Origin of the sequence: Iodidimonas nitroreducens, from assembly GCA_000710935.1 — a bacterium.
Taxonomy (GTDB): domain Bacteria; phylum Pseudomonadota; class Alphaproteobacteria; order Sphingomonadales; family Rhodothalassiaceae; genus Iodidimonas; species Iodidimonas nitroreducens.
In genome coordinates this window covers 1-22,851 of the sequence record BAYV01000104.1, presented here as the reverse complement: position 1 = coordinate 22,851, position 22,851 = coordinate 1, and the positions used below count along the sequence as shown (strand labels likewise).

The following is a 22,851-nucleotide window of genomic DNA, read 5'->3' as shown; positions in this document are numbered from 1 at the left end:
CCCCTGCGCCCCCACCGCCCCCACCACCGCCGCCAGAACCGATTGTGGAAAATTTCGATACTGCGGAATTTCGCCGCTCAAACGGGCTTTCCAATATCAATGCTCTCGCCGCCTTTGATGCCGGCGGCACGGGTGAGGGGGTGATCGTGGGGGTGATCGATACCGGCATTGATCGCGAGCACCCCGAATTTGCCGGGGCCATTTCCGAATTGAGCGCCGATGTCACCCTTGATCGCGATACTCCCACATTTGATGACAGCGATGGCCATGGCACCATCGTGTCCGGCATCATCGCCGCCCGCCGCAATGATACGGGCACTTTGGGCGTGGCTTTTCAATCGACGATCCTGGCGCTTCGTGCCGATGATCCCGGCTCTTGTGAAACCGAAGATGGCTGCAGCTTCTTTGATCGCGATATCGCCCGGGGCATCAATCAAGCCGTGCGCGATGGGGCGCGGGTGATCAATATTTCCCTGGGCGGCGAAGGCTTTGGCTTTTCGGTTTTACAAGCCGTGCGCAATGCCGCCGCCAATGATGTGATGGTGGTGATCTCGGCGGGCAATGATAGTGAAATCGATCCTTCGGGCTTTGCCTTTCTGGCCGATGACCCCCTTACCCGCGATCATGTTCTGGTGGTGGGGGCCACCAATCAGTTCAATGCGCTGGCCGATTTTTCCAATCGCGCGGGTCAGTTGGCGGAATTTTTTCTGGTGGCACCGGGCGAGGATATTCTTGCCCCCTTCCCACAGGAACAATGCGAAGCCGGGCCGGGCAATTGCTTTGCCCGGGCTTCCGGCACATCCTTTGCCGCCCCCCATGTGGCCGGGGCGGTGGCTTTGCTGGCCCAGATGTTTCCCAATCTCAGCGCGGCGGAAATCGGCCAGATCCTGCGCGAAACCGCCCTTGATTTAGGGGCAACCGGGGTGGATGGGGAATTTGGCAATGGCCTCATCGATCTGGCTGCCGCCCTTCAGCCGGTTGGCACCACATCCATTCCCACCAATGCCACGGCCAGCCGCATGCTCCCCACCGATGGATCGGCCATGACCAGTTCGGCGGCTTTTGGCGATGCCTTCAGCGCCGCGCGGGCTTTGGATGGGGTGTTGATGATCGATGGATTCCGCCGCAGCTTTCGCCTTGATCTTAGCCAAAGCATCGAACGCGCACCCGCAGCCCTTGCCCTGCAATCTTTGGTGGATCGGCCCCGGCATCTGCCCGGTGGTGATCTGGCGGTGGGGGATGTCGCCCGCTTTTCCTTTTCCGCTTATGATGATCGCTTTGCTCAGGCCCGCGCCGCCCTCAGCCCCCGCGCTGCGGCTTTGGAAAGCCCGGCACGCCCGGTGGCTTTTTTATCCGGGCAGATCAATGAAAAAACCCGCGCCAGCCTCGCTTATGGATTATCGCCCGCGCGGGTGATCAAAAGCGGCCAGGGGCCTGACCCGGCCGAAGATTTCGCCCTGTCCGCGCGGATCGATACGCCCTTTCTGGCGAGCGCCGCCGATCAGCGCACTGTGGCTATTCACCAGCGCCTATCGGGGATGCTGAGCTTTGATCTCGCTTTTGTTGAGGGCGATGGACCGGATGGCAATGGGGGGCAATCTTTGTCTCTGGATCGCTTGGCGCTTGATCGTCGGATCGATGACCCAAGCGGCCACCGCCTTGCTTTGGCCCAGATCAACCTGCGCTTTGGGGGGGCGCTCATCGCGGTTCAGGCCGGAACGCAGGCTGAAAATGGCAGCTTTCTGGGCACCCAAAGCGAAGGTGCCTTTGCTTTGGGTACGGGGGCCAATAGCCAGTTTCTTGCCCTTGATGGGCGCTATGCGTTCTCGGATCGCTTTGAAATCTTTGGCCGTTATCTGATGGGCAGCAGCAGCCTTGATCAGCAAGGAAGCGGCCAACAGACGAGCCTTGGCGGATCGCTTTTTTCCGGCATCGATAAAGTGCGCACGGATAGCTTTGCCTTTGGCCTGCGCCATGCCGGCCTTTTTCATAAAGGCGACCGCGCCGGCTTTGCGGTGATCCAGCCCCTGCGGGTGCGGGGCGGCACGGCAAGCCTGCGGGTGCCGGTGGCCCGCGATTTCGATCAGGATATCTTTTTGTTTGAAGATCGCAGCCTGTCTTTGGCCCCCACGGGCCGGGAAATCGATCTTGAGTTCAGCTATGGCCTCTCCCTTGATCATCAAACCCGGATCGAAACCAGCCTTGTGCAGCAATTTGAAGCCGGGCATGTTGATCAGGGCGCCAGCATCACATCCGTGCTTTTACGCCTGCACACCCGTTTTTGACCCGCTTTCGGGCAAGCGCCCAGCTTCGGCGCTAGTGCCTTTATTGCACGATTTCCCAGCTTCCATCAGGCTGACGGCAGGCCGTGCCATAGCCGGTTTGCGGCTCGCCACCCACCATGATGCTTTGGGTATATTCCCGGCAATAGCGGCCTTCTTCGGGTTGATAGGCGGCTTTGGGTTCGACCCAACCCCCATGGCCGGTATCGGGATTGTACCATTCAGTACGGGTACCGGAAGGAGCGGTTTCAAAGGCTTTTTGCTGGGCTTTGGCCAAAGCGATCCGGTCGGCGCGATCCAGATCCTTCCCCACCTGATTGCCAAGGGCCGCCCCGGCAATGGCGCCCAAAGCCGCCCCCACCTTGCCGCTATCGCCCCGGCCACCGATTTCCGAGCCGATCAACCCCCCGGCCACACCGCCGACAACGGTTCCCCAGAATTCTTTCTCGCCATTGCCCTGATTGCTGCAGGCGGCCAGACCCATGACCAAAAAGCCGCCTAAAAGCCATGTGGAAAGCCGTTTTGTTGTATATTGTCTGGTCATGTCCTTTAGCCCTCATACCCCTTCAACGTGATCTCTTTCTTAATCTAATGCCTTGCCAATGAATGGCAAATGAACTTCGCACGCCTGAGCAAGACCAGTTAAAGCCGCGCCGCGGGCAGGATCAGATCGGCCCGCACCCCGCCCCATGCGGATCGCCCAAGGCGAACGCTGCCGCCGCTGAGATCGGCAATATCGCGCACGATAGCAAGCCCCAATCCGCTACCCGGCACCGCTTCATCCAGCCGATTGCCGCGCTCGAAAGCCGCCTCGGCTTCGGCATCGGTGATCCCCGGGCCATCATCCTCAACCCGGATATTGAGCATCGGCCGGGCCGTATTCTCCAGCATTTCAGCGCGGATCATGACCCGACTTTTTGACCATTTGCAGGCATTATCCAAAAGATTGCCGACCATTTCAAAAACATCCTGCCGATCCACCCGGCAGGCCAGATCATGGGGGATGTTGGCTGAAATCTGCAAATCGCGATCCGCATAAATCTTGCCCATGGCCCGCACCAGTTCCGCCACCGGCTCATCAAGGGGGGTGGCCAGCCCCACGCCGCCGCCCGCCGCCCGGGCGCGTTTTAGATGATGATCGATATGCTGGCGCATGATCTGGGCCTGGGTCAGCGCCAATCCGGCCAGGCGGCCCGCATGGGGATCGGCCTGCGCTTCATTCGATAACACGGAAAGCGGAGTTTTCAAGGCATGGGCCAGATTGCCCACATGGGTGCGGGCGCGTTCCACCACATGCTCATTCTGGGCGATCAGGGCATTCATTTCCTCGACCAAAGGCTGGATTTCCGATGGAAAGCGTCCTTCCAATCGCTGCGCCCGCCCGGATCGGATATTGGCAAGCCCGGTGCGGATCGCCGTGAGCGGCCGCAGCCCGATCCAGACCTGCGCCAAAACCGCCAGCAAAAGCGCCAGCCCCAAAAACCCCAATGACCGCAGGATCAGCATATCAAAAGAATCGATATCGGTTCTGATCTGCTGGGTATCGCCCGCCACCATATAACGATAGATCGCATCATCATCGGGCAGGACCACATCGCGCACCATGATCCGCAGCCGCTGACCTGCAAGGCCATCCGTTTCATAAACACGCTGATTGAAGGCCGGGATCTGCCATTCCGGCTCCAGCGCCTGATCCCACAAAGATCGCGAGCGGAAATGCGGCATATCATCGGTAGACACCTGCCAGTAAAGCCCGGAATAAGGCTCGGAAAAGCGCTGATCGGTGACCGGGCGGGTAAAGCGCAAAACGCCATTTTCCACCTCGCTCACCCCGATCATATGTTCTAAAATAAGATCAAGGCGGGCATCGAAATCGCTGACCACATAATCGCGAAAGGCCGCCGCCAGAATCAATCCGCCCAGGCTGAGCGCCGCCGCCAGCCAGATCACCGCCGCCAATAACAGCCGCAAGGTGAGGGATCGGTTGAGATGGCGCAGCCGCCAGAACCGCCCCTGTTCATCTGTGTTTTGTGGCGTTTTCACCCGTCTGCCCGCTGGCCGCCCTTTTGGGGATTTTCGGTTTTCTGATCCTCTGTGGGGGCTTCCAGCCGATAGCCAAGGCCCCGCACGGTTTGAATCAGATCAACCCCCAGCTTTTTTCTGATCCGATTGACAAAAACCTCGATGGTATTGGAATCGCGGTCGAAATCCTGATCATAGATATGTTCGGTCAATTCGGTGCGGGAAATCACCTGATCCTGATGATGCATCAGATAAGAGAATAATTTAAACTCCAAAGCGGTCAGCCGCACCGGCTCCCCCGAAACCCAGATCCGGGCATTGCGGGTATCCAGCATCACCGGCCCCAGCACCAGTTCCGATGTGGCATGGCCCGCCGCCCGGCGGATCAGCGCCCGCAGGCGCGCCAGCAATTCCGCCAGTTCAAAAGGTTTGGTCACATAATCATCGGCCCCGGCATCCAGCCCCTTTACCTTATCATTCCAGCTGTCGCGGGCGGTGAGGATCAAAACCGGCATGGTGCGCCCCGCCTGCCGCCATAGATTGAGTACCGAAATGCCATCGAGCATGGGCAGGCCCAGATCAAGGATCACTGCATCATAAGGTTCGGTATCGCCCATGAAATGCGCATCTTCGCCATTATCCGCGTGATCCACAGCATAGCCCGCATCTTTCAAGGATGCCACCATCTGGCCCGCCAGATCTTCGTCGTCTTCTGCCACCAGAACCCGCATCACCGCTTTCCTTTCACCGCAAGAACCTGCCCTGTATGGGCATCCACTGTTACTGATGCCACCTTGCCGCCCTCTTGCAAAATCTTGATCTTGTAAACCCAGCGATCCCGGGCGGCGCGCTGCAATGTCTGGCCCACCACCCGACCCGCAACCGAGGCCTGCGCCCGGCGCACGATTTCCGAATAGCTTAAAATCTTGCCTTCCAGCATTTCTTCGCGGGCCCGATCCTGTTCGGATTGCGCATAAAGCACGGGCTGAGGGGCATGGGATGACCGGGAAAAAGGCTGTGCAGCCCCATGCAGGCCCGCCCCGAAAGCATGGCTTTCGCCAATCGGGCAGGCCAGCAGCGCGGCAAAAATGATCACAAGACGGTATAAGCGCATTTTTTCATCCTTTGGCACAATGTCTTATACTGATCTCCGTGAACAGTCCATGAACCGGCTCCCCTTTCCAGACTGTCCGCGCTATGCTTTGCTGATGGCTTGTGGTTTTTAATAAGGGGACTGACCATGCGCAGCTTTCTCGTTCCGATGACCGATCCAAATGGGCAGGATGCCGTGCTCGATCTGGCTTTTGCCATGGCCCGGAAATTCAGGGGTCATTTAAGCGGCCTGTTCATTCGCCCCGATCCCCGCGCCGCCATCCCCTTCATGGGCGAAGGGCTGACCGCCGATGCCATTCAGGATCTGGTCGATGCGTCCGACCGCGAGGGGAAAGCCCGTGCCGCCCGCGCTTTTGCGGTTTTTGAAGAGAAGCGCCAATCTGAAAATCTGCCCCTGGGGGATGGCCTTGAGGGGCTGGACGACCCCACCATTTCATGGGAGGAAACCACCGGATTCATTGCCGATCGGGTGGGCCGTGCCGCCCGCCTTGCCGATCTCACCATCGTGCCGCAGCCGGTAGAACCCAATCATCAGGATAGCGCCGATCTGCTCAATGAAGTGCTGTTCAGATCGGGCCGCCCTCTGCTGCTGGCCCCGCCCGAACGCCAGCATAAAAATCCGGGCAACAGCATTCTCGTGGCATGGAATGGCCGGGCGGAATGTGCCCGCACCGTGGCCGCCTCCTTGCCTTTTCTGCATCAGGCCGAGCGGATCATTTTGCTGACCGTGGATGATGAACATCCCGACCGGCCATCATTGGAAGGCTTGCGGATCTATCTGGCGCGCCATGGCCTGACGGCTGAAACCCGGCAGGTCCAAAGTGAACAGCGCAGCGTTGGTGAAACCATCCGCGCCACAGTGGATAAAGAACAGGCCGATCTTTTGATCATGGGCGCTTTTTCCCATAGCCGCTGGCGGGAAATGATCGTGGGTGGGGTGACGCGCGATGCCATTCATCATGCCCGCATCCCCGTTTTCATGAGCCATTGATGATGCTTTGAAGGCCAGATGGATGACCAAAAATCCCAAACCCATGCCCATCAGCCTGTCTCAATGGCAAAGTGGGGGCATGATTTTTCCCTATCGCGGGCATGATATTTTCTATCGGCGCGGGGGGGCTGGCCCGCCGCTTTTATTGCTGCACGGATTTCCCACCGCAAGCTGGGATTATGCCGCGATCTGGGATGGCCTTTGTGCCCATCATGATGTGATTGCGCCGGATTTCATCGGCTTTGGTTTTTCGGCCAAGCCCTTGCCTTATGCTTACTCGATTTTCGATCAGGCCGATCTGATCGAGCAGTTACTGGCCCATTGCCGGATCAGCCGCGTGGCGATTTTGTCCCATGATTTTGGCGATAGCATCACCCAGGAATTGCTGGCCCGGCAGAATGAGCAGAGCCACAAGATCGAAATTCAATCAGCCATGCTTTTGAACGGGGGCATTTTTTACGACCAGATTACCCCCCTGTTCACCCAAAGGCTTTTGCGATCCAAATGGGGAGCCATCGCCCAGCATCTGATGAACCGCCGCACATTCGGTCGCAGCTTCAGGGCTATTTTCGGCCCCCAAAGTCAGCCTTCATCCGCCGAGCTCGATGATTTCTGGCGCCTGATCACCCATCATCGCGGCAAAAGGGTGATGCATGCGATCAGCCAATATCTCAATGAGCGTCAGCGCTTTCAAACCCGGTGGAGCGATGCCTTTGCCCAGGCCCTGTGCCCTTTGCGCTTTGTTTATGGGCCTCAAGATCCGGTTTCGGGCACGGCTATGGCCCATCGCTTTGCCCAGATTGTGCCGGATGCCGATATCGTGGCCTTGCCCGGCATCGGCCATTATCCGCAGGTAGAAGCGCCTGAAGCCGTGCGCGCCGCCTTTGCCGAATTCGAGGCCAAACATGCCGCCTGATCGCTGGATCGGGGGCCTCATTCTTGCTCTTATGCTGTGGGCGATGCCGGGGTCTGGCAGCGCTGCTGAACCACCCGCGCCTTCGGGCGTTCTTTCAAAGTCGTCCTTGACGGCAGAAGACCTTCTGGCAGCCTTGGGCCCGCCATTTGAAGCCATTCTGGATCGGGTCGATCCCGATCTTGCCCTTATCAGCCGCGATGGCCGCTCTTTTGTTCTGGCTGATCTGTGGCGCCTCAGCCGCAGCCATGAAGGGGGCGATGTGCGCGAAGATGGATGGGCCCGGATGGCCCACGCCCTGATCAGCACGCATCTGGGGCAGCGCTTTTGGGTCTATCCCACCAGCGATGCGCCGGATCGTTATGGCCGCATCCGGGCGCATATCCTGTTTGAAACACCAGAAGGCAATTCCCTGTGGATCAATGCAGCCCTTTTGAAACAGGGCCTTGCCCGTGCTTTTCCCCTTGATCTGCCCCCCGACATAACCCGCGCCCTTTACGAGGCCGAAGACAGCGCCCGAGCCGATCATCGCACCCTGTGGTCCGCACCCGCCTTCGCACCCATGAAAGCACATGACCTGATGAATGATGGCAGCATCGGCGGCGGTGATTTTGCCATTGTCACTGGCCGAGTCTTTCAGGCCACCAAAGTGGGGGGCACGCTTTATCTCAATTTCACAGCCGATTGGCGGCAGGATTTCACGATCCGCCTGAATTGGCCGGTGCGGCGGCAATGGCCGGTGGCTGAGCGCACTGCCGCATTCTGGCGCGGGAAAGAGCTAGAAGTGCGCGGCGTGATGGAGCCCATGAATGGCCTGATGATCACCCCCATCAGCCCGGCTCAGATCAAAATCCTTGCCTCCCCGCTCGCTGATGAGGAACAGGACCACGGATCAAAAAAATCCCCGGCACAGATGGCACCGGGGATTCTTGAAACAAAAGCAGGATCAAAAACCGACTGAAATCCGATCAGGCGGCAATCAAAACATTTTCAAGCTGGGTCAGGGCGGATTTTTCGTCGATATCTTCGACTGCCGCCAATTCCCGCGCCAAGCGGCCAAGGGCGGCCTCATAAATCTGGCGTTCGGAATAGGATTGTTCAGGCTGATCGGCCCCACGATGAAGATCGCGCACCACTTCGGCAATCGACACGATATCACCGGAATTGATCTTGGCCTCATATTCCTGGGCCCGGCGGCTCCACATGGTTCGCTTGATCCGGGCTTTGCCCTTCAATGTGGAAAAAGCTTCCTGAAGCGTGACCTTATTGGAGAGTTTCCGCATCCCAACCGTTTCGGCTTTACTGATGGGTACACGTAAAGTCATCCGTTCTTTTTCAAAACGAACGACATAAAGCTCAAGCGTTGCTCCGGCAATTTCCTGCGCTTCAACTTCAGTGACACGACCAACACCATGCTTGGGATAAACGACATAATCCCCTGCAGCGAAATCAAGGGTAGTTTTCTTTTTTACCATGACCGGTCTTAAAGCCCCTTTTCTGTTGGGCGGATATTGCAGCAAATATTGACATCATAAAACACCGCACAGTTCATCAGTCGGAAAGACCTGTCCTGCTACATATCATGATGGAATATTAAGGGTGATCAGCCTCACTGCTGTTCAGATCCGCTTGCTTGATGACAAACGACACACAATCAATTCACGGACTGTAACACAACTGTCTGAAAAAAGACAGTCGTTTCGCATGTGCGAAAATTCACTGAAATTTGATGAGCGTCTCACCAGGCCGGGGCCTCTTTTTTCGTCACCCCGGCCCCCGAGCCGAGGTCCACTCTTTGTTTGCTTCCGCTCCGCCCGGCGCGGCGCGTGATCAAACCGTTGGTGTTGGCGCCGGTACTCGCATGAAGCGCGCTCAAGGCTGGCTGTTTGTTGTTTCCGCTGCGCATCGAGCAGACGATGCTCACATGAAACGCCAACACTTCACGTCATCCCGGGCGCGGGGCAGCCCAAAGGGGTGCGCCGCAGAACCGGGATCCACGCTTTGGCACGCACAAGCCCTTCACCAGATGGACCCCGGCTCGGGGGCCGGACTGACGAAAGAGGGGGCCGGGGTGACGCGAGAAAGGCCCCCGCTCTCAATCGCCGGCGCCGGGTTCGGCCGAGAAGAATTTATCGAATTTGCCGTCTTCATCCTTATGATCATCGGCGTCGGCGGGCGGTTCTTTCTTCGTCGTGATATTCGGCCATTTTTCCGAATAATCCGCGTTCAGTTCCAGCCATTTTTCAAGGCCATCCTCAGTATCGGGCAGGATGGCTTCCGCCGGACATTCCGGCTCGCACACGCCGCAATCGATACATTCATTGGGATTGATGACGAGCATATTATCGCCTTCATAAAAGCAATCCACCGGGCAAACCTCGACGCAATCGGTGTATTTGCATTTGATGCAGGCTTCGGTGACAACATAGGTCATAGATTTCCTCTCGACACAAAAGGCATATGCGCCATCATGAACTTTTCGGCCTTATGCCCAAGAATAAGAACCGAGACAACCATTTTTAAGGCCATCTGAACAGAGCCGAGGCGGGCATGTCTTCAGGCCTCGATCCCCAAACGGTCAAGCACCCGCTTGCGGGCCGAACCATTATCTTTATCGCTAACATATAAAAGCCCGCCGATCCGCCGGAGCAAATTGGCTTCATAATGATGCAAAACGCCATCGGCATAAGTCACTTCCCACAGCATTTCAATGAGGGCCACACGCTCTTCATAAGAGCAGCTCTCCTTCACCGCGCGGGTGAATCCTAAAATCTGTTGGGAGCCATGGGAGCGCTCTTTGGCCTCTTCGATCAGGCTATCGAGTTCTTCCGCCGAAAAATCGAAATGCTGATCCAAAAGATCGCGCACCGATGCGTCCTCGGTTTCATCCAAAGCCCCATCCATCATGGCCGCTTCCAAAAGCAGGGCTGCGGTCGCCATATGTCGATCTTCATAAAGCGGACCATCAGCATTTTTATCTGCTGCACGATCAAAAAATGAGCGTATCCGGTTGAGCATCAGCATCTGTCCTTTTCTGGTCTGGTCATAGATCGCCTGTGAGCCGATCAAGGGCGCGGCGTTCCGCCTTGGTTGGCCGCCCACTGCCTGCATCGCGCCGGGCATGAACGCCCCGGCCTTCCTCAGCGCTGCCCAAAGCCGCCTGTGGTGGGCTTAAATCATCATATAAAAGCCGGGCCACGCTGGCCGGTCCTCGGGTTTCCGACAAGCCCAGCACCTTCACCACATAAATGCGCTGGGCTTTGGGAAAGGTCAGCACATCATGGGGCGAAATCAAAGCCGATGGCTTTTTAACATGCGACCCATTAAGCCGCATCCGGCCGCTTTTCACATCTTTCGTGGCCAAAGATCGGGTTTTATAAAACCGCGCCACCCACAGCCATTTATCGATCCGCATCCGAGGCGCAGAAACCGCCTGTTTTTCGGGGCCCAGTATTGTCATCCAGACCGCTTTTCCAATGCGGCTTTCAATGCTTTCAATTGGGCAAAGGGGCTGTCTTCATTGATCTCGGAGCGGCCCACGGCTTTCCCATCAGCCCGCCCGGATGGCCCCGATGCCCCTTGCGGCCCGGACCTGAAGACCCGTGGGCCCTGCTTTCCATGATCAGATCCGCCCCGTTCTGATCCACCGCGATCAGGACCATTCCGAGCAGGGCCACTCCGAGCAGGGCGGCGCTGATCAGCCCCACCACGATCCGGGTGCGGCCTGCGGCTTTTTTGCCCCTCATGACGGGGCTTTGCATCCGGTCCGGTGCGAGCGGCCGGGGCGTCATCCGGCGACTGCGCGGCCTGTCGGCCGTGTTTCTGGGTCGGATTTTTGGCCTGATCCCCTTGGGCTTTATGGCGGGGGCGGGCCGCCGCCCGGGGGGGACGAGGGGCCCAGAAAAACCGCGTTTCAGCGATCATCGCTGGCGGCTCGGGCGATAAGGTCGCGGTCGCTTCAAGACCAGACTCGGTTTGGGGGCCCGCTTCTGCTTGGGGAGCCGCTTCAGCAGGGGCACCAGCATCAGCTTGGGCGGTTGGATCCGCTTCAGAATTCACGGCAGAATCGGGCGTTGATACAGGGGCTGGCGTTTCAACAATTTCATGGCCATAGCCCACCCCCCGCATGGCGCGCACAAAGCTATCGCCCGAACAGCCCACAAGGCCCATGATTTCCGGGGTGACCGTAAATTTCTGACCGCCCAGACCCAAAGGCCGCACCATATCGGCCAGCCGCTCCAGCATATCAAGGCGCACGGCTTCATGGCCGCCAATCAGCCGAAAACCGGCAATTTCATAAAATTCGCGCGGGGCTTTGGGATCGGTTTGAATCCAGACCAAACCCGGCGTGGGCATCACCGGCAGATCGGCAATATCATGCCACAAGGCCCAGGCCAAAAGCCGCAATTCCACGGCATGGGGCTTTAATATTTGCGGAATATAAAGGGCGGTGGCCCCGATCCTGATCTGGAAGCGGCGCAAGCCTTTGCGCGCATCCTGATCGATCTGACGCAATTCACCGGCCACCTGCCCGCGCGACAGAACACCAAATCGCTCCAAAAGCTGGAAGGCGACTCCACGGGCCAGCCCGCTCAAGGGGGTCTCAACGGGTTTCACGACGGTTTTCACGGCGGGCTTTGGTGCCGGGTTCGATCCCGCATCTGATGGCGGGGCCGCCGCCTCGGCAGGCGCGCTTGCGGCCTCGATCTCAGGAGAAACGCTCTGCTCCGCGTCTTCCGCTGCTGACTTTTCCGCAGCCACATCGTCCGCAGGCGATTCTTCTGTAGGCGATTCTTCTATAGGCGATTCTTCTATAGGCGATTCTGGCGCTGGCTGAGAGGCAGAGGCCGGTTTTTGCGCTTCAAGCTCGGCTTTCAGCTTCAAAAGCGGCTCAAGCTTATCGGCGATCCGCTCGGCCAGCCAGGCTTCACAGCTTTCACGCACCTGATCGGCCAGCCGATCGGTCAATAAGGTGCCCTCGGCCAGCCGGACCCGGGGTTCATAGGGGCCATGGCCTTTTTCGATCCGGGCAATCACCGAATTCTGCCAGATCAATTGCGGCCGATGCATCCCCTGCGAAAGATCGAGCTGCATGGTTTTATAGCCGATATTGCAAAAAATCTTGGCACGGCGGGTGATTTCCGCCCTCAACGCCAAACCGGCTGCGGATTCCAGAGTTTTATAATCGTCCCCCACCGCCGCTGGATCGGCATGAAAGGTAAAGCCATCAAGCCTGCCAATGGCATGGCCTTCGACAATGATTTCATTCGTTTCGTCTATGCTCACCGACAATTCGCCCCGTTGGCGCAATTCGCGCATCAGGACCGATGTCCGTCTGTCAACGAAACGCTGCGTCAATCTATCATGAAGGGCATCCGACAATTTGTCTTCGATGCCCCGCGTCACATAAGCCCAGTGCCCCGCATCCGCCAACCAATTTCGCCGATTGGCGACATAGGTCCAGGTTCGGATATTGGCAATCCGCGCGGCCAAGGTATCAATGTCGCCTTGAGCATTGTCAAGTCGGCTGACCTGCCGCGCCATCCAATCATGGGGCACCACACCATGTCGCCCCATCAAATCGCGATATATCTTCCGAAGCAAGGATAAATGCTCGCTTTCCGAATGACGGCGAAAATCGGGGATCTGGCAAATTTCCCACAATCTTTGCACCGCTGCCGGGGTGGTGGCGATCCTGGCGATCTCTTCGTCTTTAGCGAGCGCCTTCAAGGCCCGCAAATCCAAGGCTTCCCGCGCCCGCACAAGATCGGGCCGCATGGATGGCATCTCGAGCGATGCCACAAGCTTTGGCACAGAGCGATAATCAAGCCGGGCATTGCGCCAGATCAGCCCGCGCAGGGGATTGAAATCATGGGCTTCCACCTGCGCGATCAGCGGTGGCGAAAAGGCATCGGCATCCGACCCCGTAAGGGTGGAGAAGGTTCCATCATTTAAATAACGCCCGGCCCGGCCCGCAATCTGGCCGATTTCAGCGGCCTGAAGCCCCCGCACCCGTTCGCCATCAAATTTATGTGTGGCGGCAAAGGCCACATGGTCGATTTCCATATTAAGGCCCATGCCGATGGCATCGGTGGCCACCAGATAATCCACATCGCCACTTTGATAAAGCGCCACCTGCGCATTGCGGGTGCGCGGGCTGAGCGCCCCCATCACCACAGCCGTGCCGCCGCGCGTGCGGCGCACCAGTTCCGCCAGCGCATAAACATGTTCGATGGAAAAGGCGACAAGGGCCGAACGCCTTGGCAAGCGATGCAGCTTTTGCGGCGGGATATGCTGCAATTTTGAAAAGCGCGGCCGCGCCATGATGGTGATATCAGGGACCAACCGGCTGACCAGCGCCTGCATGGTATCGGCCCCCATGAAAATGGTTTCCTGCAGGCCGCGGGCATTGAGCAGGCGATCGGTAAAAATATGGCCGCGCTGCTGATCACCCGCGAGCTGGATTTCATCCACTGCCAGAAAATCCACCGATTGGCTCATCGGCATCGATTCGACCGTACAAATCCAATAAGCCGGGCTGGGCGGTACGATCTTTTCCTCGCCGGTGAGCAGGGCCACCCGCGAAGCCCCCTTGGCCGCCACCACCCGATCATAAATCTCACGCGCCAAAAGCCGCAGGGGAAAACCGATCATGCCGCTGGCATGGCCCAGCATTCGCTCCACGGCATAATGGGTCTTGCCGGTATTGGTGGGGCCAAGCACGGCAATCACCCGCCTTGAGCCATGATATCCCGTCATTCTATTCCGTTCAGCACAGTTGCAGTTTTGCGACTTTTTCAGGCCATATTTTCAAGCAGTTGTTTCAGATGGCTTCGGCCTGATCTTGATCTGGGTGATCTGATTGCGCCGACGGCCAATGATTTCAAATTCAAAGCCATGAAAATTAAACCGCTGGCCGACAATGGGGATGATTTCCGATTCGAAAATCACCAGCCCCGCCAGGGTCGAGGCATCGGCATCGGGCAAAGACCAATCAAAGCGACGATTGAGATCGCGTAAAGTCATGGTGCCATCCACCTGCACCCAGCCATCCGCCAGCTTTTTCACCCCATGGATCATATGATCGAATTCATCGGAAATATCGCCGACGATTTCTTCCAGAATGTCTTCCAGGGTCACCAGCCCCTGAATCGAGCCATATTCATCCACCACCAAAGCAAAATGAGCACGGCGGGATAAAAAACGATTGAGCTGTTCGCGCAGGCTGGTGGTTTCCGGCACGAACCAGGCATCCGTCATGATCTCGCAGATATTGATGGCCGCCGGATCGCCCACCGCTTTCAGCGCCCGCAAAACATCCTTCGCATGAAGCACCCCGATGATATTTTCCGCATCTTCTTCATAAACCGGCAGGCGCGTATAGGGGCTTTTGATCACTTCATCAACGATCTCGGCAGGGGGCATGGCACCATCGATCAGCGCCATATTCTTGCGGTGGATCATCACATCCTCGATGCTGATTTCATCCAGATCAAGGATCGAATCGAGCATATCGCGATGAGCTTTGCGGATGCCGCCTTCGCTGGCCCCCAGATCGATGGCCCCGCGAATCTCATCACGGGCCGACAGGATCGCCTCGCCGCTTTCCAGATCCACCCCAAAGACAGACAGCGTGCCGCGCACGATCTGGCGCACCAGATTAACCACGGGCGAAAACAGCAAAACCAGAATGGCAATCACCGATCCCACCGCCAAAGCCATGCCATCGGGATTGGAAATGGCATAGGATTTGGGTAGCACTTCGGCAAAAATAAGAACCAGAGCCGTCATCACAAGGGTGGCATAAACAACCCCACCTTCACCCACCATGGCGATGAAAACATAGGTCGCAAGAGCACTGGCCAGAATATTCACCAGATTATTGCCCAGCAAAATGGCCCCGATCAGGCGTTCTTTATCCTCGATCAGCTTTTCCACCCTTTGGGCCCGATGATCGCCATCCCGGGCCAGCCGATGGATGCGGGCGCGGCTGGCCGCCGTAAGGGCGGTTTCCGAACCTGAAAAAAAGGCCGATAAACACAGCAGAATAAAAATCCCGATCAAAGCGGGCAGATGAGCCATCAACATGTTCAACATCCGTTTAAAACCATCAGAAAATCTTCAGAACCGATCAGGCTAGATCAGGCAGGATGCTCTTGAGATAATCGCGCAGAACCGGCATGGGCACATCGCGGCTGATAAACGCCCGGCCTATGCCCCGCGCCAGGATGAAGCCGATCATCCCATTTTCAACCTTTTTATCCTGCTGCATCAGGGCGATCATGCGATCCGCCCCCAGCCCTTTGAAAAGATCACCCGCGATATCCTCGCACCGGATAGGCAGCCCGGTCTTTTGCAGATGCCGACGCAGACGGTCCGCATCATCAGGCGGGCATAAGGCCAGACGCGCCGACAGTTCAAAAGCCATCACACAGCCGATGGCCACTGCCTCGCCATGCAAAAGCCGACCATCATAGCCCGCATGGGCTTCCAGTGCATGGCCGAAGGTATGGCCCAGATTGAGCAAGGCACGCTGGCCTTGTTCCCGCTCATCAGCAGCAACGATCCGGGCCTTTGACCGGCAGCTTTGCGCCACCGCAAAAGCCTGCGACGGGCGATCCCCGAGCAAGACATCCGCACCATGATCTTCGAGCCAGGAAAAGAAATCCGGCTGATCGATCAGCCCATATTTCATCACTTCGGCATAGCCTGCGCGGCGTTCGCGCATCGTTAAGCTATCAAGGCTCGTCAGATCGATCAAAACCCGGCGGGGCTGGTGAAAGGCGCCGATCAGATTTTTCCCCTGCGGCACATTGATCCCGGTTTTCCCCCCCACCGAGCTATCGACCTGCGATAAAAGCGTGGTGGGTATCTGCACCACATCAACACCACGGCGCAGAATGGCACAGGCAAAGCCGGTGAGGTCACCCACCACGCCGCCGCCCAGCGCCAGCACCAGATCCCGGCGTTCGATATCAAAATCAAGAAGCGCCGAACAAAGCCGCTCCAGTTCTGAAAAGGATTTCGCCCCTTCCCCCGCCGGAATGATATGCCGATCCGCCCTGATCCCGGCTTTGGCCAAGGCGTCCATCACCCCATCACCATAAAGCCCAAACACCGTTTCATCGCTGACAAGGGCCAGGCGCGGCCGCAGCAAAAGATCGCCCAGCCAGCGCCCCGGATCAGCCAGCAGGCCTTCGCCGATCACGATATCATAGCCGCGATCACCCAGAGCCACCGGCACCGTGCCAATCTCCGTCGCCGCCACGCTGTTGCTCACGGGCCTGTCCTTTCCCTGATATAGCTGCCCATCGCCGCGATGATCTTATCAACCACATGTTCATGGGGGCCATCGCTGCTTTTGATATGGATATTGGCCTGAGCATAATCACCCGCCCGGGTTTTCCACAAACCTTCGAGAATGGTGCGGGGATCGCCCTGCCGCAAAAGCGGACGGGTATCGCGCTTGGCCGTGCGCTCCACCAGAATATCGATATCGGCATCCAGCCACACGGAAAAGCTGCGGGATAAAACCAGATCCCGGGTTTGCGGATCGGCAAAAGCCCCGCCGCCGGTGGCAATCACCTGTGGCTTATCATCGATCAGGCGGGCAATCACCCGGCGTTCGCCCTCGCGGAAGGCGGCTTCGCCAAAGGCCTCGAAAATTTCGGATATGCTGCGCCCTGCCGCTTCGGCAATGGCATCATCGGCATCCACGAAACCAAGCCCCAGGCGCGCCGCCAGCCGCCGCCCGATGGTGGATTTACCGGCCCCCATCAGGCCCACCAGCACGATGGGCATCCCGGGATTATGGGGATCGATCAGGGAAAAATGTCTGTTTTTTGTTTTTTCATGCATCATGAACAGACTTACAGCACAAAAATCGCCGATCATAAAGCAGCCCTGCACGCCTGCGGCCATTTTCCTGCCTGATCTGCATGTTCAGATGATCAGCAGGCGCTTTACAGGCTGAAGGGCCAAAAGCGCTGGGAATAAAAGCGCTGGGGGCCAAAAGCATCAAGGGGCTGTGCTGGACAGCAAGTCCCCATATTGCCTATAAACGACGGTAAGGACAAAAAAGGGTTGATCTGGAATGAAAAGCGTTTGGCTTGTGGTGATCGCGATTGTTTTGCTGGCCTTGATCGGCGGTTCGATCTGGCTTTTTACATGGGATATTCCCGCCCCCCAGCAATCGGTGGAACAAGAGCTTTCCGATGACATCATCAATGATTGATCCCGATTGCTTGAAAGGCCGCTTGGGGGCTGTGGCCCTGCTTGTGGCAATGCTTTTCTGTGCCGCGCCTTTATCGGCCCAAACCCCGCCAGAAAGCGAGCCCCAAGCCGAGCTTCAGACCGACGTTCAAACCGATGGGGACAGCGAGCCTCAAACCGAGCCCCAAAATCAGGGCGCTGAGGGCCGTTATTATCTGGGGGGGCCGCGTTTGGAGCCATCGCCCGGCGAACAGCGCAAGGCCGATGCCCAAAAAGCCCCCACCTCGATCCTGATCGGGCCTTATGTGCCGCCCCGCTCCATCCCATCGCCCGCCTTCACCAGCAGTGAATCTCAAAGGGATGGCGAACAGCCGGATGCCGAAAACAGCTTAACCGAACAATCTGTTACTGAGCAGACATTTGTTGAACAGGACATCAGCATCGATTCCCTTGATCGTCTCGACCCGGCGGCCATCGGGGTTTGGGTCGATGAAGCTGAACCGGCTTTCCCCGTCACCATATGGGAAGGCAGCCCCCGCGCCCTTCTCTCAACGCTTTTACCCGCCTTGCCCGCAGAAAGCGCATCGCCGCCCGTGCGCGCCCTGATGCGTCGGCTTTTATTATCGCCTGCCATTCTTCCGCCTCTTCCTGTTGCGGCTGAAGGCGCGCCCGAAAATTCTGAAAGCGTGCCATCCCTCATCGAAGCCCGGCTGGAGCGGCTTTATGCCATGGGGCGGGTCGAAGATTTTCTGGCCCTTGCCAATGAGCTTCCCAAGGGTGAAACCGGCGCCATAGAAGCCCCCATAGAAACCTTGGCCATCACCCGCATGCACAGCGATGCTCTGCTGGCCATCGGTGATTATGATCAGGCCTGTACTTTGGCGAATGACGCTATCAGCCGATCCGGCGCGGCCTATTGGTTGCGGATCACCGCTTTATGCGCGGCCCTTGATGATCAGATCCCCGCAGCGCGCTTCAAGCTGGCCTTGCTCGCCGATTCCAATGAAGCCGATCCGGCCTTTTTCAGCCTGATGGAAAAGCTGCTGACCCAAGACAACACCCAAAATGCGGCCCAAAATGCCCGCCAGAATGCCAGGATGGGTGATGGGATCGCGGCCACATCCGCCCTTGATCCAGCGCTTTTTGCTTTGGCGCGCCTCACCCAAAGCCGGCTGGCCGCCGATCTCGCCTTGCGTGCCCCCCCCCTTCTTTTGGACAAGGTGGCCCGGCTGCCCGGCTATGAACCCGAAACCCAGCTTCATTTGGCTCTGCGCGCTGCCCGCCATGGCTTTGTCGATGGCCCCCTGATCGCGGCAGCCTTTGCCGCCATCCCTTTTGATGAAGCGCAAAGAGCGGGGGTTTTCTCATCTTTGGAAGCCGCCAATAATCCGGCCAGCGCCCCTGATGCCACGACCGATTCTTCAACCGACTCTGACCCTGAAACCGCCGCTGATCATCTGGTCTCCGGCTTAAAGCTCGATGCGCTTTTGTGGCAATTTGCGGCTGAGGCCAAAACCCCGGCAGAACGCGCCCGCTGGATCGAAATCGCCTTCCAGCATGGCCGCAAAGCCGGGCGGGCCAGAGCCATGGCTGCGGCGCTTTCCGGCCCGCTGGATGCGCTGGATGCCAGCATGTCATTGGCGGGCTATGCCGATAGCATGGGCCGGGTGCATCTGCTCAATGGCCAGCCGGAACAGGCCCTTGGATGGTATGAAGCGGCGCGCATCGCCGCCGATGCCGGCAATGCCGATGCGCTAAGGGCCCAAAAAGCCCTGTGGGCGCTGATCCTGATCGCCGATGCCGATCCATCCATGGGTTTTGAAGCGGCCCTGCTCGATCAATGGCTGGCCAGCGCGGATGAGGCCCGGGCCGATCTGCTTTTAAGCATTCTCTATGAATTGGGCTATTCTTTGGAAACGGCGGATACCCGCCCCTTATGGCTCGCCACAGCACCCGCCAGAACAGGACCATCGGCCTTTTTATGGCGGCAGATGGTAGAGGCGATCAGGGAACAACGGCTGGGGGAAAGCCTGCTCACCAGCCTAGTGGCGATCCGGCACAGTGGCGGCATCGATGGGCTTTCCGCCCCTGTGCTGGCAACCATATTGGCCGCCCTGCGGGAAGCCAATCTCAAGCCTTATGCCCGCGATCTTGCCCTTGATGTTTTGCTCACTCAAAACGATTGAGGGCATCGCGATGCACAGGGCCATGACACGGCATCGCCATGGCCAGCATGAAGATCATCATGGCTGAAGATCGCCATCTGATTGAGCAGTTTCTGGAAATGCTGGCTGCCGAGCGCGGGGCGGCGGCCAATAGCCTGGCCGCTTATGAACGCGATCTGGTGGATTTTTTCACCCGCACCGGGGCCAGCACCCAAAGCACGACAACAGAAGATATCCGGCATTATCTGGATCTTTTGCATCGCGAAAAGCGCGCCGCCAGCACCGCTAGCCGCCGCTTATCGGCCTTGCGGCAATATTTTCTGTTTCTGTTTCGCGAGGGGCTGAAAGCCGATAATCCCGCCATCGGTATCGATAGCCCGCGCCTGCCCGTCCGCCTGCCCGGCGTTCTCAGCGAAGAGGATGTCAATAAGCTGCTGTCTTGCGCGGAAGCGATCCATCGGGAAAAAAACAATCTGCAAAGCGCCCGGCTGCTGGCTTTGCTGGAAATGCTTTATGCCACCGGCATGCGCATCACCGAATTGATCAGCCTGCCACGCCGGGCTTTTGCCCCGGATCGCCCGGTGTTGTTCGTGCGCGGCAAGGGGGGGGCGGAACGCATGGTGCCCATGGGTGATCAGGCACGCACCGCTTTGCTGGCCTATCTGACGATTTTAAAACGCGATAAGCCAGATATGGCCGCCTCGCCCTGGCTTTTCCCCTCACGCGGGGCGATGGGCACGCTCAGCCGGATGCGGGTGCAGCAAATGCTCAAATCTTTGGCACAAGAAGCCGGGATCAGGCCCGAACTGCTTTCCGCCCATAAAATGCGCCATGCCTTTGCCACCCATCTTCTGGCCCATGGGGCCGATTTACGAGCGGTGCAGAAAATGCTGGGCCATGCCGATATTTCAACGACTCAGATCTATACCCATGTGCTGGAAGAACGGCTGCGGACTTTGGTGAGCGAAAAACACCCGCTGGCCCAAAGGGACCAAACAGAAAGCCCGCAAAGCAAACCAAAGCAGGATGGCTGAAAAGCCTGTTTATTCCACCGGCCCCAGCCAATCGCGGCGAATGGCTTTGGCCACCGCATGGCTGCGGGAACTGGCATCGAGCTTGGCAATCGCATTGCGCACATGAAAGCGCGCGGTTTCCGGCGAACGATCGATGATGATGCCGATTTCGCTATCGGTTTTCCCGCAGGCCACCCATGTCAAACATTCGCGCTCCCGCTCGGTCAGCGGGCAATCATCTTTGATATTGGCAGCCCCACGGGCCATCATGGCATCCACATGCTCGAGAAAGGCATGAGCGACCAAAAACAGCTCACCGGCATGATGCCCGGCCCATTGGCGCACGGTTTGGAGGGATTCATCGCTCACCCATGAAACAAATCCGGTGCGGCCACCGGGCTGATGCACAGGCACGGTGATGCCGGATCGCACCCCTACCTGACGCAAAAGGCTTAAGGTTTGCTGCCCCAGGGCGGTGAAGGGCCGGGGCAGATCTTCTTCGGGAAGGCCCAGATTTTCTTCATCAAGGCCCCAGCTGAAAGGCCGCCGCATTTTACGACAGGGCACAACCAGCGGGCAGGCAAGAACCAGCCCGCCCCCGGCCCAGCGGCGAATGAAATCAGAAGGCCATCCCAATTCCACGCCTATGGGCTCGCCATCCTTGCCCATGGGGAAAACCGGATTACCCAGATCATTATCAAAAGCGGCGCGCGGGGTTGGCAGGGAGCGGCTATAATGCCCCAAAAGCATGGACGCTTCCTGCAGATTTCTGGCCCCGGGAAGATCGCTTAAAAATCGTTCAGTCGGATCGGCTAACATTTCACACCCCAAAGAACAGATCAGGACTTTTTGTCCCCTAAACGCTTTCCCATAATATAGTACGATCTGCACTATAGGCCAAGATGCCAATAACAGTGATCAGAGCCATGCTGATCTGAGTCATCAAGTTTACGTAGCGTAAAGGTGCAAAATGATCACACAACTTTTACAAACTGATCATGAAATTCGCACCTTATCGATCCCATCGGAGCGGCTTTGATCAGCTAAAATCCTCAGATATCTTGAATCGGCAGCATCTGATTCTTTGATCGGCCTTAAAAAATCGAACTCAATCGGCCTCAATCGAAATCAGGGACCAATTGCGGCGCGCCCATTTTCCAATTGCCATCCGGCATCAAACAGGCGGTGCCATAGGCTTCCTTTTCATCGCCCGCGATGGTGATGGTGGTTTGATATTCCCGGGTTTGCAGGCAGCTTGGGGCTTCGGCTATGGGCGCATCCCCTTGGGCAGAGGCGGCTCCCGATCTGGCCGGGATCGAACCGGGACGCGGAGCATAGCGGGGCGGCTGGGCCACCTCATAAACCCGATCCCCGGGCTGATAATAGCCATCTGCACCATAGCTGCCGCCAGAACCGGCATTGGCCCGGTTTTCATTGGCGCTATCGATCACATGATACAGCAAAAGGCCAGCACCAACGCCCAAGAAAACATTCCGCGCGCCACGGCCACCGCCATGATGACGCCCCCCACGATAGCGATGGCCACCGCGAAATTTATGCCCACCCCGGACCCCATGGCCGCCGCGATAGCTATGGCCGCCATAGCCGCCATAATAACCGCCCCCGGCCTCGGCAGGGGTGGCGGCGATCAGGCCCGATGTTCCCAAAGCCAAAGACGCGATGAAGGCCAAAGCCCAGCCACGCAGGCGAAAAGGCCGCCGCCCTTGGGTGGTTTCCGGATCAATCGGTCTGACATGCAACATGGTCATCATCGCTCTCCTCGATTGCTGCCCCAAAGGCAATCACGGGCATCATGGATCACAGCATAAAGGCGGCCATCTGAACCTATGCTGAACGCACAGATAGGGGCTTTGGCGGGGGTATGCCGCGATCATGAGCCTTTCAATTCCCGCCGCCGCCGGTGCAGCACCGGCTCGGTATAACCATTGGGCTGCGCGCGGCCCTTGAAAATCAGATCACAGGCGGCCTGAAAGGCGATGGAGCCCTCAAAATCGGGGGCCATGGGCTGATAAGCCGGATCGCCCGCATTCTGGCGATCCACAAGGGCGGCCACCCGGCGCAGAGTTTCGTTCACCTGCGCGAGAGTGCAGACCCCATGATGCAGCCAATTGGCGATATG

The 22,851-nt window shown here is 58.0% G+C and carries 21 protein-coding genes and 1 pseudogene; 7 read left to right on the top strand and 15 right to left on the bottom strand.

Annotated elements, in window-relative coordinates; genetic code table 11:
• Nucleotides 1-2,285: S8 family peptidase (locus AQ1_RS14740; protein WP_152550441.1), on the top strand; the 2,285-nt coding region annotated here is incomplete at its 5' end.
• Between the two features lie 40 nt (nt 2,286-2,325).
• Here the strand turns inward: AQ1_RS14740 and AQ1_RS12900 are convergent.
• The 4 genes from AQ1_RS12900 to AQ1_RS12885 all read right to left on the bottom strand — a co-directional run bounded on the left by AQ1_RS12900 (nt 2,326) and on the right by AQ1_RS12885 (nt 5,418).
• A complete protein-coding gene (locus AQ1_RS12900; protein ID WP_042088024.1) occupies nt 2,326-2,766 on the bottom strand; it encodes an RT0821/Lpp0805 family surface protein in 441 nt (146 codons plus the stop codon).
• A gap of 158 nt (nt 2,767-2,924) precedes the next feature.
• Complete coding sequence (locus AQ1_RS12895) at nt 2,925-4,325, bottom strand: sensor histidine kinase (RefSeq protein WP_052371279.1); 1,401 nt, start codon at nt 4,323-4,325, stop codon at nt 2,925-2,927.
• Nucleotides 4,322-5,035 (bottom strand): response regulator transcription factor, encoded by a 714-nt coding sequence (locus tag AQ1_RS12890; protein WP_042088009.1) that lies wholly within the window; start codon nt 5,033-5,035, stop codon nt 4,322-4,324. Before AQ1_RS12890 ends, AQ1_RS12895 begins: the two co-directional genes overlap by 4 nt.
• Entirely contained in the window at nt 5,035-5,418 is a 384-nt protein-coding gene (locus tag AQ1_RS12885) for a PepSY domain-containing protein (protein WP_150007415.1), read from the bottom strand. The genes AQ1_RS12890 and AQ1_RS12885 overlap by 1 nt, the downstream gene beginning before the upstream one ends.
• Before the next feature lie 126 nt (nt 5,419-5,544).
• On the opposite strand from AQ1_RS12885, the gene AQ1_RS12880 reads away from it, so the two are divergent.
• From AQ1_RS12880 to AQ1_RS12870, 3 genes are read left to right on the top strand one after another with little or no spacing between them, the layout of a single operon-like run.
• The gene (locus AQ1_RS12880) at nt 5,545-6,408 is read left to right on the top strand and encodes a universal stress protein (protein ID WP_042088007.1); all 864 of its coding nucleotides are present in this window, start codon (nt 5,545-5,547) and stop codon (nt 6,406-6,408) included.
• 22 nt (nt 6,409-6,430) lie between these two features.
• Entirely contained in the window at nt 6,431-7,324 is an 894-nt protein-coding gene (locus AQ1_RS12875; RefSeq protein ID WP_081837331.1) for an alpha/beta fold hydrolase, read from the top strand.
• Entirely contained in the window at nt 7,314-8,282 is a 969-nt protein-coding gene (locus AQ1_RS12870; protein WP_081837330.1) for a thermonuclease family protein, read from the top strand. The genes AQ1_RS12875 and AQ1_RS12870 overlap by 11 nt, the downstream gene beginning before the upstream one ends.
• Nucleotides 8,283-8,289: 7 nt before the next feature.
• Here the strand turns inward: AQ1_RS12870 and AQ1_RS12865 are convergent, their stop codons facing one another.
• The 8 genes from AQ1_RS12865 to AQ1_RS12830 all read right to left on the bottom strand — a co-directional run bounded on the left by AQ1_RS12865 (nt 8,290) and on the right by AQ1_RS12830 (nt 17,182).
• Nucleotides 8,290-8,796: a CarD family transcriptional regulator gene (locus AQ1_RS12865; RefSeq protein ID WP_042088002.1), complete on the bottom strand. Its 507-nt coding sequence runs from the start codon at nt 8,794-8,796 to the stop codon at nt 8,290-8,292.
• A gap of 620 nt (nt 8,797-9,416) precedes the next feature.
• A complete protein-coding gene (gene fdxA / locus AQ1_RS12860) occupies nt 9,417-9,755 on the bottom strand; it encodes a ferredoxin FdxA (protein ID WP_042088000.1) in 339 nt (112 codons plus the stop codon).
• A gap of 122 nt (nt 9,756-9,877) precedes the next feature.
• Nucleotides 9,878-10,339 (bottom strand): tellurite resistance TerB family protein, encoded by a 462-nt coding sequence (locus AQ1_RS12855; RefSeq protein ID WP_042088018.1) that lies wholly within the window; start codon nt 10,337-10,339, stop codon nt 9,878-9,880.
• 25 nt (nt 10,340-10,364) lie between these two features.
• Nucleotides 10,365-10,781 carry an RNA-binding S4 domain-containing protein gene (locus tag AQ1_RS12850; protein ID WP_042087997.1) on the bottom strand — a complete coding sequence of 139 codons (417 nt, stop codon included), beginning with the start codon at nt 10,779-10,781 and terminating at the stop codon, nt 10,365-10,367.
• Nucleotides 10,778-14,080, bottom strand: coding sequence for a helicase-related protein (locus AQ1_RS12845; RefSeq protein WP_042087995.1), 3,303 nt, complete (start codon nt 14,078-14,080; stop codon nt 10,778-10,780). Before AQ1_RS12845 ends, AQ1_RS12850 begins: the two co-directional genes overlap by 4 nt.
• A 51-nt stretch (nt 14,081-14,131) precedes the next feature.
• The gene (locus AQ1_RS12840; RefSeq protein ID WP_042087993.1) at nt 14,132-15,409 is read right to left on the bottom strand and encodes an HlyC/CorC family transporter; all 1,278 of its coding nucleotides are present in this window, start codon (nt 15,407-15,409) and stop codon (nt 14,132-14,134) included.
• 43 nt (nt 15,410-15,452) lie between these two features.
• Nucleotides 15,453-16,601, bottom strand: a complete 1,149-nt coding sequence (gene aroB / locus AQ1_RS12835; RefSeq protein WP_042087991.1) for a 3-dehydroquinate synthase — start codon at nt 16,599-16,601, stop codon at nt 15,453-15,455.
• Complete coding sequence (locus AQ1_RS12830) at nt 16,598-17,182, bottom strand: shikimate kinase (RefSeq protein ID WP_081837334.1); 585 nt, start codon at nt 17,180-17,182, stop codon at nt 16,598-16,600. Before AQ1_RS12830 ends, aroB begins: the two co-directional genes overlap by 4 nt.
• A 232-nt stretch (nt 17,183-17,414) precedes the next feature.
• On the opposite strand from AQ1_RS12830, the gene AQ1_RS15365 reads away from it, so the two are divergent.
• Genes AQ1_RS15365 through AQ1_RS12820 form a run of 3 tightly spaced genes read left to right on the top strand, consistent with a single transcriptional unit; the run spans nt 17,415 to nt 20,732 of the window.
• Nucleotides 17,415-17,555 carry a hypothetical protein gene (locus tag AQ1_RS15365; RefSeq protein WP_161760619.1) on the top strand — a complete coding sequence of 47 codons (141 nt, stop codon included), beginning with the start codon at nt 17,415-17,417 and terminating at the stop codon, nt 17,553-17,555.
• Nucleotides 17,536-19,719, top strand: a complete 2,184-nt coding sequence (locus AQ1_RS12825) for a hypothetical protein (protein WP_150007410.1) — start codon at nt 17,536-17,538, stop codon at nt 19,717-19,719. Before AQ1_RS15365 ends, AQ1_RS12825 begins: the two co-directional genes overlap by 20 nt.
• 38 nt (nt 19,720-19,757) lie before the next feature.
• The gene (locus AQ1_RS12820; protein ID WP_462687147.1) at nt 19,758-20,732 is read left to right on the top strand and encodes a site-specific tyrosine recombinase XerD; all 975 of its coding nucleotides are present in this window, start codon (nt 19,758-19,760) and stop codon (nt 20,730-20,732) included.
• A 9-nt stretch (nt 20,733-20,741) separates the two neighbouring features.
• Here AQ1_RS12820 and AQ1_RS14735 read toward each other — a convergent pair whose 3' ends face one another.
• The 3 genes and pseudogenes from AQ1_RS14735 to AQ1_RS12805 form a co-directional block, all read right to left on the bottom strand.
• A complete protein-coding gene (locus AQ1_RS14735; protein WP_052371277.1) occupies nt 20,742-21,530 on the bottom strand; it encodes a helix-turn-helix transcriptional regulator in 789 nt (262 codons plus the stop codon).
• Nucleotides 21,531-21,829: 299 nt separating this feature from the next.
• Complete coding sequence (locus tag AQ1_RS15580) at nt 21,830-22,483, bottom strand: hypothetical protein (protein ID WP_152550439.1); 654 nt, start codon at nt 22,481-22,483, stop codon at nt 21,830-21,832.
• Between the two features lie 119 nt (nt 22,484-22,602).
• Nucleotides 22,603-22,851 (bottom strand): annotated as a pseudogene (locus AQ1_RS12805) (malate synthase G); the annotation flags it as partial.